Consider the following 15147-nt stretch of genomic DNA (forward strand, 5'->3'; position numbering starts at 1 on the left):
TTACAATTGCAGCGCTTACCCAGAACAACTTAGCTTCCAAATAAAAAGAAACACCACACCATTACAGCGCCGCCAAAATTACAAATTTATTTCGCGCATTAAGAGCGCTCCACCTGCTCCATCAAGTTGCGAATAGAGTGACTATCCGGCGGATGGGGTAGTGACGTATAACTGCCGCCCTCCGCGCCGCTTAGCTCAGTCGAAAAAACCGACGCGGAGCAGTCGTAGATCAATACATGCCGCACCTGAGGATGGCCTTTGCACACCGGTGTGAAATCGGGTAACGCATCCGTCACTAGAGTGCGATTGGCGATCACTAAGTCAAACGCCTCAATAGCGTGACGCAGCACCGAAAAAACTTCTGTGGTCGATCGCATCATCGCAATGCGGTAATAACCCAATTCATTGAGCATCTTCTCGATGTACAAGCGCTGTAAATGATTGCGCTCAAGAATCATGATTCGCAGTCGTTTGTTTGCCATAAAGCCCAGCCACCTCCCATGGCACCGGTTAAGTTGAAGGTTAAATAGCGGGGAGCTACAGCCCATTCACTTTTGAATAGTTCCTGGCGCCAACCCACTCCACGAGATCGCTGGCACTCATCGGCTTGGCATACAAAAAACCTTGTCCGATGGTGCCGCCTAACTCGATCAATGCCTGCCGCTGAGCTTCGGATTCGATACCTTCTAAAACCACGCTGACACCCAGCGAACGCCCAAGGTCTATGACGCCTTTGATGACGGCTCTGCAGCGGGCATCGCGTACCACGCCCTTAACTAGGCTGGCGTCCAATTTGATTTCATTGAACGGCCCCTGACATAAGCGTTGCAGATTCGAAAAGCCGGTGCCGAAGTCATCAATAGACAATTGGCAGCCCAACATTCTGATACCCACTAGGTTTTCTTGGTGCATCGAGCCGGGCTCAAGCGCGCCACGTTCGGTCAGTTCAAATGTGCTCCAGGATGCTGACATCTCATGACTCTTGAACACTGCCACCAACCTAGAGATCAATCGGGTGTCCGTTAACTGTTCAACTTCCAGGTTGTAGGCGAACGTCAGTGTCTGACCTATACCTTTGAGTTTTTTCTGGAGCTCAAGACCGTGATGTAACTGGGAGAACAGCAAGTCATTCAAAAGCCCGCAACGCTCAATGACCGGCATGAAAATCGCCGGAGACAGAACCCCTCGCTGCGGGTGGCACCAACGGGCCAAAACCTCGACGCCTTCGACGTCATTACTCAACAGATTGAACTTGGGTTGAAAAAACGGCTGGATATGCCTTTCGGCCAATGCTCTCCTGACCTCAAGCTCGCTGGCCAGTGCATTAAAAGAGGAACTGGAGACAAGAGCGGACTGACACTTGTAGCTCGCCAACAATTGGGACAAAGCTTCACGCTGTAGCGGTTTGGCCAACGTCCCCAGCAATGCCATCCCCAATTGCGGCACAAGTGCTTCCACCGCCTGCTGCACATCATTGTCCAGGGCGCTGGTGAGAATAAGCGAGCGTACGTGGTGGCTTTGCCCTGCTTGCCGTAAAAACAGCAGGCTTTCAATGCTGTCCATCCGCAGATCGCAGAGCAGAATGTCGACTCGCTGCCCGCCTTGAAGAATGTTCAACGCCTGCTTAATGCTTGAGGCACTCAACACATTGAAGTCGCCAAGCTGCTCCAGCAGCAACAGCGCAATGGACCGCTGAAAGGCATGCTCTTCGAGGACAAGGAGAGTAATGGGCTGGCTATACATGACACGCTCACGATTGGGTGCATGGCGCCAGTGTCGGCGTTTTGCGTGAGCGACTCAGTCAGACGGAGCTGTAAGAAGGTGTGGTTTTTTCAGAACGAGAATAGGAAATGCCCTACAAGATCAGTGTTTTTTTGGAGCACTCAGCCGAGCTCGTCCCCTGCGTCAAGCTTCTCTAGGTAGCCCTCAAGAACGCCCGTCAACTGCTCCATGGTCTGCTGCAAGTCATCGACTGATTGCACAAGGAGCGCTTCATTTTCACTTTTGCAGGCGAGTTCCAGCTGCTCGCAACACCAGATCAACCGTTCGGACTTGATGATTTTTGCCGCCCCTTTAATGCGATGGGCTAATTCAGCCAATCCATCGCGGTCCAGCTCACCGAAGAGTTTGACCAGGCGCAGCGAGTCTTCCTCGTTACTCGCTGCGAGGTCGTTCAGAAGCCTGTATATTGAGACCCTGTCTCCCCCCGTCAATTGATCGAGGCCGCTTAGATTGATGGAGTCAAACCCACTGACCATACGGATAGGTGATGCCTCATAGCTGGACTCGATCAGGCGCAACCTGGAGTGCAAGTCGGCGAGGCTGGTTGGTTTGAACAGGCAGTCATCCATACCCGCCTCCAGGCAACGACGCTTCTCATCCTCTTGAGCATTGGCGGTAAAACCCAAGATCAGGCATGGCGAAGAAGCGTGTTGCTGCTCTTGGTCACGGATCATTCTTGCCAGCTCATAGCCGGTCATTCGAGGCATGTTGCAGTCTGTGATCACCACGTCGAATTCGCCTTCAACCCACGTATGCCAGCCTTTTTCGCCATCCTCGGCTTCAATGACCGTATGGCCTAGATAGCTGAGTTGCTGGGAAAGCAGGATGAGATTGGCCGGATAATCATCAACCACCAACACGCGCAGTGGGCTACCTTCGGCTTCGACCTCCGGCATGGCCGTCTGTGCAGGCAAGGGCGCCAGTTTCATCAGGTTCAGCAGCACCTCAACCTGGGTACCTTCCCCTACCACGCTACTCAAGCTCAGTTGGCCCTGCATCATGACGCACAGGGTGCGACTGATCAGAAGACCCAGACCAGAACCTCGGTGTATCGCTTGCTCCCCGCCTTTCACCTGGCTGAACGGTTTGAACAGTTCTTTTTGGTTTTCCTCAGAAATACCCAAGCCAGTGTCTTTGACGATTACCTTGAGAGACAGACGGCCTTCGTCGGTAGAGGGGAGGACACTCAAGGTCAGGCGAACATAACCCTGGGAGGTAAATTTGATGGCATTGCTCAACAGGTTAGAAATAATCTGTTTGAAATGCAGCGGATCAACCAGCACATCACCACTGGCTTGGGCATCGAACTCCAGTACCAGCTGCAACCCCTTCTGGCGCGCGACACCATCGAATACTTGCACCACCGACTCTACCAGGGCTCGCAGGTTGGAGCGTTGCGGCGAAAGTATCAGCTTGCCCGACTCGATCTTGACGACATCAAGTATGTCGCCGATTAACTCAAGCAAACCATGAGCCGAGCGCGAAGCGACCTCAATGGAAAAGCGGTCGAGCACCCCCTTGTCTGCACGCTTAAGTGCCAACTCAAGCATGCCGATTACCGCGTTCATTGGGGTACGTATCTCGTGGCTCATCGTTGCCAAAAACGAGGTTTTCGCACGGTTGGCGCGGTCGGCTTCGTCTTTAGCTTCCTGCAACTGTCTCACAAGGCGGAAACGCTCCCCAATATCCACCCAACCGGCAATTACACCCCTGATTTGGCCATCCCGGGCATAAAATGGCACCAACCAATGCTGAGCGGTGAAATGTCTATCGCCAGGCACCCGCACTACACAATCCTCAAGTATCGGTTGGCCCATCTCGACGACACTCGCGTAGGCTTGGTTATAGGACAGCGTCTGATCCCAGCCCAAAATCCCCAAGGAAACCGGTTTACCGATTACGTCCGCCAAATCCAGCCTAATGGCCTTTAGATAGTCCGCGTTGCACATCAACAATTGCCCCTCACGATCGCCGACGTAGATTGGGTGCGGCGTACCATCGATCATCACCCGCATGAACTCCATCTGTTCGCTCAAGGCACGTTCGGCACGATCGCGCCGCTGAATCGATTTGCGCTGATAGACAATCCAGTACAAAGCCAACAGCAACAACAACGCGGCTGCGATAAAACCCTGAATGATGGCAGTCTTGTTCCGCCGCCAAGTGGACTCGTCAATAGTGACCTCGTAGTGCCAGCGGTTGGTTATACGGTCAAAATCTTCTGGCGATATGGTCATCAACGCCTTGTTCAGGATCGAGTACATCTCAACCGAACCATGATTCACGGCAAAAGCATATTGTGCCGTCGCATCGCCCACGGTACCCACCACTTTGAGCTGAGAGGGGGAGGTCTTGCGACTCAGGTAGTTGGCGTGCATCAGGGTATTGAGCGAAGCGTCAGCCTTTCCCTCCATTACCAACGAAATTGCACGCGCCCCAGACGGCACTTCAAGCAACTGGATACCGGGATAGTTACGTATGAGGTAGTCACGCTCAAGGTGAGCCTGGCGGATAGCGAGCCTCTTACCTGCCATGTCCACCAGGCCGGAGATGTCGTTACGTGACGCCTTCGTGACTAAGGCTAATGCGCTGGCAAAGTAGGCACGGCTGAAACGAAAGTCCTCCGTGTGGACGGCAGTTCGGTTGAAGCCAGCCAACACGTCTACCCGCCTGCGTTTGAGCGCCTCACTCAGTTCGTCGATGTTGCGCAGCCGCACAATCTCGAAATGCAATCCTGTGGCTTCACGGATCTTGTCCAACACCTCCGCGGTAATACCTTGGTATTGCCCATTCGAGTCAAAAAAAGACAGCGGCGGATAATCATCCAGCACTCCGACTTTCAACAGGGAATGGGCTTCCAGCCAGCGTTGCTCCCTAGGGCTGAGGTCAGGGATTCGCGCCCAAGGCAAAGAGATTGCGCCGACGTTCCAGCGCCGCTCGATAGTCAGGTGCTTCCAGGATGGAATGGCCGCCAACGCCTTGTCGACGATGTGCAATAGCGGACCACTATCAAGGCGCAACACAAATGCCACGTCATCGTATGGTATGTGAGCGAAGCTATTGATTTGAGCATGGCCCGGATAATACTTGTTAATTAGGTAACTGGTGGTAATTGAATCGCCCAAGAACACGTCTGCCTGCCCAAACGCCACGGCACCCAAAGCTTGTAGCTCCGAGGTGTAAAATTGGAGGACCGCACCTGAGTAGAGCGCTTTGACCATCTCCGCGGGCAAGAAGTGGTCATACATGGCAAGGCGTTTTCCGGTGAGTGGCGCCTCAAGGGGATCATTACTGGATGAACTACTGACGACCAGCAAGGATTGGCTATCGCTATAAGGACGCGACAACGCCAGCTCCGAGTCTGCCGACTCAAATCCAGTAGAGGAGCCAAGCAAATCGATCTTGCCTTGCTTGAGCGCTTCGATGGCTTCAGCCCGGGAGTCATAACGCAGCGCATCGATCCGAATACTAAGCAACTCAGACAGCATGCCAACATAGTCGGCGGTCAGGCCTTCGTAATAACCATCCTCCGAGGTTATATCCAAAGGCGCGGAGTCCGGTGCGGAAATACCTAGCCGCAACACCCCCTTCGTCCGCAACCAGCGCCAATCCGCTTCATCCAAACTGACGTTCAATTCCTGGGCACTGGAACGGCCGAACACTTTGTAAGGCTCGGCTGCTGCAAACACTTTGGCGGCCGATAAAGCCTGGCAGCACAGCAGCAAGAGTATCCACGCACGGTTGCTCATCAGACGTCAGATCAGATGATTGCGACGAGCAAAGTCGGCGAGATAAACCAGAGATTTGACTCTGAGCTTCTCGATCAGCCGTGCTTTGTAAGTACTGACAGTCTTGCTACTGATTAACATTGCTTCGCCAATTTCCTTATTACTCATGCCTCGAGACAGTTGCTGCAGGATCGACAGCTCACGATCTGATAGCTTCTGGATCAAACTCAGGTCACTCGCACCTGAGTCATCCCGGCGCACCGTACTCATCGTCAGATTAGGAAAAAAGGTATAACCCGACATGATGGCTTTTACCGCACGGCTTAAATCGACCTCGTCTCCGGTTTTACCTAGGTACCCCGCCGCACCGGCCTTCATACAGCGCGCCGAATAAAACTCGGCGTTCAGCGACGTCAGGACAAGAATCCTCGTGGGTAAGCCCAAGATGCTGATACGGTTTATCACTTCAAGACCGTCCAACATCGGAAGCGCGATGTCCAGCACCATTAGGTCCGGCTGGAGCGTCTTGGCCAGATGAACCGCCTCGATACCGTCGCCGGCAGCGCCAACGACCTCGAGGCCCTCTTTTTCCAGTTGTAACGTGATCGCAGTGCGAATAAACGGATGGTCGTCGACTACCAATGCTTTCATGTGGAAATCTCGATGATGGGGTGTGAACATTTGCACGCCCCTTGAGTGAAGCCGTTTAAACAAATATAGCAGTGCTCTTGCACAGTACCTCATGCCTATAAAAACTAAAATACGGAGTCCCGCACAACAGTGACCGTACCACGGTTATGACTCCTCGGATGACTGGCGACTTCCTCCACCGATTCTTTTTGCACATCGAATTGCAAGCTGCTCGGCAAGCACTCACGATAGGCATTGTGCATGAAAACATCAGATATAATTGAATTGAGACTGAGTGCTCAATTGGCAATCTATCTCCAGACTGATCGGTAAAGTTGCTCGGTAGCGTTACAACAACTTTAAACGGCAAATACTGAATAACCGGATTAAAATTAATGACTGGGAGAAGGGCATCACCAAACGCTCCTTTCGTATATCAAAGAGCGCCCTGAACACACCAAGCCTATTTAACCCCTCAGCCAACACCGGGCTAGCAAAGCAACTCACTAAAAATAATACTGCAACTTTTATTTGAATGCTGGCAAAACACCCAATGGCCCTCAGCTTAGTAAACCTCACGTTCCTTCACTAATCACAGCGTCAAATACAATTTTGACATTCCCATAATAAAGACCAGGAGAATAACCGTTGGTGGGCGGTATTGGCAGAATTTCCAACGTGACTCGCTTTCCAACTCCCGCCTCTCGCTCATTGAGCACCTCCACCGCCCTGGTCACCGTTGGAGCCAAGGTATTACCGTTAAAACGTACCTCCAAGCCGAAGTTACTTGTTGCTCCCGCCATGACAGGTGCCGCGGCTAGATGCGCATTGACCGCCCCTGCACTGCTCCTAACGTCAAAATAGGCGATTAAGGGTCGCAACACTCTCCTCGATACGTCCCACTCCAGCGTTTGCTGATGAGTCAACAACTGTGGCTCAACAGGCAACACATGAAAATCGACGGTTGGAACTCTCACGAACACTTCAAATGTTTGCCGCTCCGTCAACGCTCTAGTAGTGACGCTGTAGAGAGCTATTAACCCTATGCAGCTGGAAATAAATGCAGCTTTTCGTAACTTATTCATGCCCTCCCCCTCTTGGATATCAGGCGACCCTTATGTTAGCCGTGACATTGTAATTTCACACTAGTCATCCCGGACTAGCCTTTGATGGCTACCGCCTTCTTCGTCGCGCCCTCGATCAAATTAAATCGATATTCGCGCCCCGCCTGCTTGTCAAACTGAAAGCTTCTGCCGGGCAATATATGATGTTTTGTAGTTGCTTTGCACTCAACATCTTTACCTATTGGGCAGTCTTCAAACTCGTCGACAATTACCACACTATTGCCTTCATTACGCATTACGTAATTGATGCCATCGCTGCTGGTTTTGGTATTGAACTGAGTATTGCCCGGTCTTACAAAAAAAATGGTGCCATACCCAGCGAGCACATTGACGCCGGCGCTTAACGTTTTCTCATAATTTTGGCGCTCTTCTTCCGGAACAGCGAACTGATCTTCCTTCTCAGGAATCACCGGTACGAAACGGACTCGAAAGTAACGCTCTTTATCCCGCGGCCCCATAAACAACAGACGTGCACCCTGCATACCATTGGCCGGCACTATCAACCGCGCGGGACTGGCCATCAGACCGTCACGGGTCGACAATTCACTCTGACTTTTCAAGGGGACTTCCTCAGGCACTCCATCTGAGTTGTAAACTATTTCCAGCACATTGATCTTGACGAACGCGGTGCTATCTCCTCCGTTGAATACGCGCTTCAAAAAAGAACCTTTATCCCCGTCAAGATAGTCATACATTGTACCAACATTAATCTGAGGACCAGCATGTGCGACGCCTGCAAAGAAACATGCACACAACAATAAAAAGATATTTTTCATCATTCATCCTAGCTATTGAACTGTTGCTCTAAAATTAAATTGTGGTTTCCCAAACAACCGTCACCGCCCCGCTATACAGACTTCCTGCATTGTTTAACATTTCAGAAACGTGCTCTCTTTCGACTTCAAAATGTAGCATTGCAGGAGCCCGCTCTATAAATTGAGTAGGAGTAAATGTTTCGGCGCTCGCTAGCCTTGGACTTAATTCTCTCTTCACAACTCTTGACCGCGCCCCATCGACAAAATGAGACGGTAAACTGACACCTACATTAAAAGGTACCAAATGGCGTGACGTGCCATTTTTTTGCAACGCACATTTACCCTGAACTTGCCTTGCACACTCCAACCTTATGGTAAAAGGTGACGTGCTCCAGACGTTAAATGTCTGATTTTTCGATAATTTTGAGGGGCTGCGCCCGCTTGCCAGCCAAGACTGCCAGCCCTCCAAAGGTTGTAGTTCAACTCTATTTCCACCCGAGGGGATATCAACCCGAAAAACAGGCCTTACATTTAGTGTAAAATTAATCGTTAGAATGGGATCAGGTACTAGCGCCCTCCCCTCCATTATACTGCGACCCATTATTATATCAGAATTGGTAGCTCCTACGGTATAGGTAAGACTTCCCCGATATGTTCCAGGCTTAATGTATAACGGATTTTCAGCCACCAACTCGTATGTAAACACAGGCCTAAAAATATTAAACCGCGTGCTTGTCGAGGGGATCCCAGAAGAGCAAGACATATTGGAACTGAACGTCCAAAAAAATGAATAGGTGTTATTTAATATGGATGCTGCAGACTGTGTACACCGCCTTAAACCGCGTTCAAACCAATTACCAGCCCAGTCTGTCGACGAGTTTGAGCCTCCTACAAAAACCACCGTCGCCCCCATACCCGTAATTTTAAAGTCAAAACTTTGACTGTCGCCCCCTCCTACCTCAGTAACCGTTAAACGCCGTGATAAAAACGGAGCTTTAAATATCAACGGATCGGGCGAATTCTGGATACTCCCCTGGTTATTAGAAGACTCGAGATACTCCAGTTGCGTAGTAGCAAAAAAATTTACCGCTCTACTCCGTAGATCTCTGCAAATAGTTTGACTGGAAGGACAAGCAGTATCAGGTCTCATAACGAAAGCTCTATGTGTAGGCCTACGTGCATCAGGAAAAAAATCGACCGCCACTTCTACGGTTTCAGCTTTGGCTGGTGATATTACTGCACCAACTAGCGTTATAAAAAGAGCGACCCAGTGGGCTCTGATTTTGAGTATTGTATTAAAGAACATAGGTACCAGACCTCGCACGTTTAAATAAACGATGCTCATTAGCGATTGACCAGTGAGCTAGGCAAACAAACCAAATCACCAACCATTAATATGTCTTGACCTGCTTCAGCCTTACTCGGATCCAGCTGGAATTTACACAACAACAATTCGCCAGCGCGGACTTCCAATACGGGGGCACCAGCCGTCATTTCCATGGAAAAGAAACCATCTACTTCGGTCACACCACGACTTGCGTGATTTACCAAATGATGTCCCTTCAGTGGCTGCCCCTTGATATCCACTAACCGCCCCAGGACCGTCAACGTTTTTGTCACCTGAATCTGACGATACACCACACCGCCCTTGTTCACGTGATAGCCGGTGCGAGCGGGCTGAATTGCGCCTGCAGGCACTGTGGTTCCGTCAAAATCAAAGCTGACTTGCCCGCTTTTGTACGCGGTCAGGGGCACAAAGTTACGACCCGGCCGCAGATTAAAACTGCCACCGCTGAAGTCGTCAGCACGGACCATTACTCCCTCAATATCCGATTCCAAGTCAATGATCATGCCCGCTCCCGCCATTTGATTCTGGCCAGTCATCACGAGCTTTTTTTCACCGACTGCAATTGTGCTCTCTAGGTTCAGGCCGCCATTCAAATTACCGTTATAGGATGAACGCTGCGCGTAGGCGTCTCCAGTAACCAACGGTGTTTGAAAGTTGGACGTACCGGATAACCCGAGGCCATAGGTATCCTGTATGGCACTTGCAGACACGCTTTGCAGCATGTGGCCTTCCAGGTCCTTTCGATAGGTCAACGCGGCCGTATTATCACGCCCACCATCGAGGGAAGTGCGACTACCAATACTGCCGCTCAGTGACTGCCCGCTCCCCCCCAGCGCCAGATTAAGGCTGAGATCAAATCCGCGATTCCGCCGGTCGCCGCTGCCGAAACTGGACGGACGATCAAACACCGAAAAACGCCAGTCCGCGGGAACACCAAACAGCGCGTCATAACGTGACCAGCCCATATCCAGCGACGCGCCTTGGCTGTAACCGTCGCTATAGGAAACTCTACCGTTTAGAGAATCTCGACGATCCATGCGATGGCTTAGTGAAATAGAAGATGTGCTGGTCTGCCCGATAAACACACTACGCTGCCGAACTCGGGTGCCATCAAGCAATGTTTCATAGGAGTTGCTGTTGTCGAGCCAACTTCGGGCATGGCTGACCACGATGCTGCCGGAGCCATAACTGTAAAGGCTCTGCAGGTCAACACCCGAACCATAACGCTCAGTCTGATAGACGTTGGCATAGAGACTGGCATTATCAGTTAGCATCCAGTCGATGGAACTGCCGTACTGCATGTAGTCTTTAACCTGCCGCGCCGAAAGACCAACAATTGCACGTGGATGTAGCAGGTAATTGATCGAAACACCGGCAGTCAGGTCATTGCTCGATGAGTCTTCCCAGTTGCTAAACAACTGCGCCTCCCGACCGGCAAACAGGTTATACCGCCAGCGCTCTTCGGTGTTGCGCCAGTTGTTGGGCTTGTAAACTAATTCCGTGGTAGCAGATGTCACACGACCGTCCTCAACCAATCGCACTTCCACATCGTAAATGCCGCTCGGTAAAACACGAGTATCCAGAGCACGTAAGCCAGAATCTACCAACTGAGTATTGATCAATACTCCATCGCGATAGATCTCTACCGATGCCTGGCGGTTCGCCGTCACGTAGATCGGGTAGATGCTAGGCTGTGGATTATCAATCGCCAAGCTGTCGGAGCTGCCATACATCACCCCCAAAGCAGTTTGTGGGCTGCTACCGAACGAAATCGGTTGACGGGCTAGCCCTGCCGAGCTTGGCGTAAAATAACCCAGCCTGAAGAAGCTCCCTAATAGTTCGCGTTGGGTATAAAGCTCCTGTATCGAGTGATACATCTCTTGCTCTTGACCAGCGTAACGGGCTAGCAGAGCACTAACATTCTGCGTCCAATTACCAAGACTGCTGGTGCCTTCCAGACTATAGCGCCCGCTTACGCCTTGGACTTCCCCTCCCGTGAGGTTCAACTGGTTACGCACAATCAGGCCGCGACTCCCATCTTCGGGCTGCTGGTAGTAAGCTGGTTGAGCAGTATCGGACTCCGCCTGACGAGTGAGAATCGACACAACCGAATTCTCCAGGCTGTAGTGCACCGCCACTAGCTCTCCAGGACATTGCTTGCTGCATGCACCCAGCGTAATTCCCTGTTTAAGAAACTGCTCCCAAGTATTGAGCTCGCTGCCACTAACAGCACTTCCGGACAAGTCAGTAAACTGCAGCAAACTAATCTGATCGTTTCGAGTTAACACAACCAAAGCCTCGCCAACCAATTGCGAGTTTCTTTCAATTCTAACTGCCAGCGGTACATCGAATAAATACTCTTCGAACTCGGCAGGAACATTCTTAGCCTGGGACACCAAACTACGGGACGGCAAAGAATTATCGATAGTATTTGCGTGGGTAGTCTGAGACAAAGCCAGCCCGAGCAAGGTCGCAACCAAAATTAATGGAAACATAGTTTAATTACTCGTCTGCGAAATACCCACACAAAAATTGGCGGACACCTCCGTCCGCCAAAACACGCATTCCGCATTAACTACAACGCACGTATTTTATGCGGCAGGGGCGGCAGGTTCGAAAATGACCGATACAGTACCGGTGTAATTACCCGCTGCTGGTCGTACAGCATTGGATGTAGGGGCAATGGTGAGGGTGTCCCGCGCACCAGCCACCACGCGTGTTGCGGCCGCGATCGAGGTAGCGTTGGTGGTCACTGCCGTGTTACCAATGCGAACAGTCAAAGGGATTCTCGCGCTACCGCTGAAAAGCTCCGGAGCCAAATCTAGTCGCGCGTTGATCCCACCCGCAGTGTTTCTCATATCCAAGTTGATGTTCACTGTTTCCAACCGACTGGATGCCGCGTTCCAGTTCATACTTTGAACACGGGAGAGATCAACACCAGCCACCGGACGGACGTAAAAATCATCACTAGGGATATCTGCTCGAAGCTGTACGGTGACAGTTTCTGCCGCCATCGCAAAAGAGGAGCTGAATACCAGAGCAGCAAACGGAGCAGCCATCAAAAAACGCTTGATCATTTGAAACCTCTAAACAAAATGAAGTATGCAATCAGGACCGGCTGCAATGGATGCAAATGCCGGCTGTTATATCGCACGCTGCCTATGTGTATTTAACCCCACACTAGGCTCCTGCCTGGCCAGCGACGCGACGGGGAGATTATTGGTAATTGAAGTGGAATCAAAAGTAGTACACGACCCAAATATACGTAGCCATTTTCAGATACGGCCTGCATCAAATCCGAAAGCAGTGTAGGAAATACCTTACAAGCGTTAGCGATACGCTGTGGAATATTAGCGCCGCAAGCAGCCCGAGAGCGGTAGCCTGCCAAGCAACCGCTTTAACATGACACCGAAACCCTAAGTCGTCCTGCTCACTCGCTGGGAGGTCTGCTGCATGTCGGCCTAGTGCGCTGGGGATCGAGGCCGCATTGGGCTAGTTATAAGGCGATACAGATAAATGCCCTCGCCGAGTAGGCTGCCCACGGTCGTTCTTCCGGGGGATCTGGCCACGCCGGCCAATAACGCCCATAGACAACTGGTTTGGATGGGTGGACGTAGGCGGCCTGAAAAAGCAGTCCGACCTAATCCGCCGGTGTGCCCGCGCCCGGGTGTTTTGCGCTGCCTTCAGCCAGTTAACGCTGGACCGCCCCCCGGAATGGCTGGCCCCGGCCCCGCTGAAGTAGCGTGCCTAACAGATAGCGCTGCATCAGGGCGAGCCGGCCGAGGTCTTTGAATGGTTCAAGGGTGGCTCCGCCGTGAGCAACGTTAGGAACAGAAGACCTGACTGATCCTCCCCCTCACAGGCCTCCTTATGAACCAGCCTCGGTCGGTGCTGTGGCAGGTAATCAGCTCCTCGTTCGCGCCTCGCTCCTGACCAATAAAGTCATGAGCCAGCCTCGATACGTGCGGTCGCGGGTCCTCAAGCGCCTGAAGCAGCGCGTCGTGAAAAGCAACCCGACGCATCCACCCCGCCCCCCACCCCGCCGCCGCCATTTCACCGAAGAATCGACTGATCACGTCAGGTGCTGCTTGCAGCTTCTCTGAAAGATGCTCGGCGGTCCAAATCACCCCTTCGATGCCTCGGTCGGCTAGTTTTCTGCGAGCCTCAATCCACTCGCCCCCGAACCCCTGCACGCCACTGCTGGAAAGAACCAAGGTAAATACGCGCGCGGTGTCGGCCCATCTTCCAGAGAGAAAACGATCCACCGTGTGCCTTAACGCGCTGGGAGTAAATCGTTTCCAGCATTTGCATTCATAGACCCGCAATACGTCCGGCTGCGAACGATGGAAAGCAAACAAATCGATTCCGTGCTGAGGTTTTGCTCCCTGTTTGCCCAGCACCTGGCACCCAACTAGGTCATGATCCTTTCTAAGTAGCCACCAACAGAACTGCTTGAATTGCTCCCCGCCCATGTCGCTGAACGAAAATGGAGATGCCCCCAATGGAGTGTGCTGCGAATGTACGGTTGTAGAAGGCAAGTCATGCAGGTTGAATCGCCCCGGGTTTCGTAGACACCTCTTTGCCTTAAACTGAGGCCAATTAGGAGGTGCCATGAGCAACCCGCGTTACCCCGAAGAATTCAAAATCCAAGCAGTCAATCAAGTGACCGAAAAGAAGCTGGCTGTCGCTGAGGTAGCGGCCCGTCTTGGTGTGTCGACGCATAGCCTCTATGCCTGGATAAAGCGCTACAGCAAACCTCAAGAAGAACGGCAGCAGGATGATGATCAGCACGCTGAACTGCGTCGTCTGCGAGCGGAACTCAAGCGCGTCACTGAAGAGCGAGACATATTAAAAAAGGCCGCCGCGTACTTTGCCAAGGAGTGCGGCTGAAGTACGCCTTTATCAAGCAGCGCGCTGGCGACTATTCGATTCGACGGCTTTGCCTGACGCTGAAAGTCCATCCCAGCGGTTATTACGCCTGGCTGTCTGAGCCGCAATCTGCACGCGCCAAAGACGACCAGAGACTGTTAGGTTTGATCAAGCACTCCTGGCTGGAGAGCGGCGGCGTTTATGGCTATCGCAAAATCCATGACGATCTGCGCGAGGTCGGTGAAGATTGTGGTCGACATCGTGTGGCGAGGCTGATGCGTCTTGAAGGTCTGCGTTCTCAGACAGGTTATAGACGCCGCCCTGGAAAGTACGGCGGTAAGCCAGCTGTCGCCTCACCCAATTTGCTGAAGCGCCAGTTCGATGTCGTGGAGCCCAACAAGGTTTGGGTTACCGACATCACCTACATTCGTACGTATGAAGGCTGGTTGTACTTGGCTGTGGTGCTAGATCTGTTTTCTCGCCAGGTTGTAGGCTGGTCAATGAAGTCGCAGATGACCAGCGATTTAGCCATTGATGCTTTATTGATGGCGGTTTGGAGGCGTAAACCGAAACAAGAGGTAATGATTCATAGCGACCAAGGCAGCCAGTACAGCAGCTCCGATTGGCGTAGCTTTTTGAAGGCAAACAATTTGGTTGCCAGCATGAGTCGCCGAGGCAACTGTCATGACAACGCTGTGGCCGAGAGCTTTTTCCAGCTTCTGAAACGGGAACGAATCAAGCGAAAAATCTACACCTCGCGGGAAGATGCTCGTAGTGACGTGTTCGATTACATCGAGATGTTCTACAACGTAAAACGCCGCCATGGTTTCAACAATCAGCTGTCACCGGTAGAGTTTGAAAAGCGTTACGCAATGAGCTTGCAAGGTGTCTAGAGAATCCGGGGCGATTCA

Annotated in this window: 10 protein-coding genes; 1 reads left to right on the plus strand and 9 read right to left on the minus strand. The window is 51.9% G+C overall.

What is annotated here, in order from left to right:
- Positions 1–98: 98 nt before the first annotated feature.
- The 9 genes from BFL40_RS12080 to BFL40_RS12120 all read right to left on the minus strand — a co-directional run bounded on the left by BFL40_RS12080 (position 99) and on the right by BFL40_RS12120 (position 13767).
- The gene (locus tag BFL40_RS12080; RefSeq protein WP_139213474.1) at positions 99–458 is read right to left on the minus strand and encodes a hypothetical protein; all 360 of its coding nucleotides are present in this window, start codon (positions 456–458) and stop codon (positions 99–101) included.
- Positions 459–537: 79 nt separating this feature from the next.
- Positions 538–1743 (minus strand): EAL domain-containing response regulator, encoded by a 1206-nt coding sequence (locus BFL40_RS12085; protein ID WP_074851420.1) that lies wholly within the window; start codon positions 1741–1743, stop codon positions 538–540.
- Between the two features lie 140 nt (positions 1744–1883).
- A complete protein-coding gene (locus BFL40_RS12090; RefSeq protein ID WP_071484201.1) occupies positions 1884–5531 on the minus strand; it encodes a transporter substrate-binding domain-containing protein in 3648 nt (1215 codons plus the stop codon).
- A 6-nt stretch (positions 5532–5537) separates the two neighbouring features.
- Complete coding sequence (locus tag BFL40_RS12095; RefSeq protein WP_071484202.1) at positions 5538–6161, minus strand: response regulator transcription factor; 624 nt, start codon at positions 6159–6161, stop codon at positions 5538–5540.
- A 554-nt stretch (positions 6162–6715) separates the two neighbouring features.
- Positions 6716–7225, minus strand: a complete 510-nt coding sequence (locus tag BFL40_RS12100; protein WP_083374526.1) for a CS1 type fimbrial major subunit — start codon at positions 7223–7225, stop codon at positions 6716–6718.
- 74 nt (positions 7226–7299) lie between these two features.
- Positions 7300–8040, minus strand: coding sequence for a pilus assembly protein (locus BFL40_RS12105; protein WP_071484203.1), 741 nt, complete (start codon positions 8038–8040; stop codon positions 7300–7302).
- A 1323-nt stretch (positions 8041–9363) separates the two neighbouring features.
- The gene (locus BFL40_RS12110) at positions 9364–11862 is read right to left on the minus strand and encodes a TcfC E-set like domain-containing protein (RefSeq protein ID WP_071484204.1); all 2499 of its coding nucleotides are present in this window, start codon (positions 11860–11862) and stop codon (positions 9364–9366) included.
- Between the two features lie 96 nt (positions 11863–11958).
- Entirely contained in the window at positions 11959–12444 is a 486-nt protein-coding gene (locus tag BFL40_RS12115) for a CS1 type fimbrial major subunit (RefSeq protein ID WP_071484205.1), read from the minus strand.
- A gap of 747 nt (positions 12445–13191) precedes the next feature.
- Positions 13192–13767 carry a hypothetical protein gene (locus tag BFL40_RS12120; protein WP_174555565.1) on the minus strand — a complete coding sequence of 192 codons (576 nt, stop codon included), beginning with the start codon at positions 13765–13767 and terminating at the stop codon, positions 13192–13194.
- A 211-nt stretch (positions 13768–13978) separates the two neighbouring features.
- Between BFL40_RS12120 and BFL40_RS12130 the strand changes: the two genes are divergently transcribed.
- Positions 13979–15129, plus strand: a protein-coding gene (locus tag BFL40_RS12130) for an IS3 family transposase (protein ID WP_139213470.1) whose coding sequence is annotated in 2 segments (ribosomal slippage) — positions 13979–14216 and positions 14216–15129 — 1152 coding nt in all. Because the reading frame shifts where the segments join, the coding sequence is not laid out codon by codon here.
- The last annotated feature ends 18 nt before the right edge of the window (positions 15130–15147 follow it).

It is taken from the genome of Pseudomonas costantinii, assembly GCF_001870435.1.
In the GTDB taxonomy this organism is placed as follows: domain Bacteria; phylum Pseudomonadota; class Gammaproteobacteria; order Pseudomonadales; family Pseudomonadaceae; genus Aquipseudomonas; species Aquipseudomonas costantinii.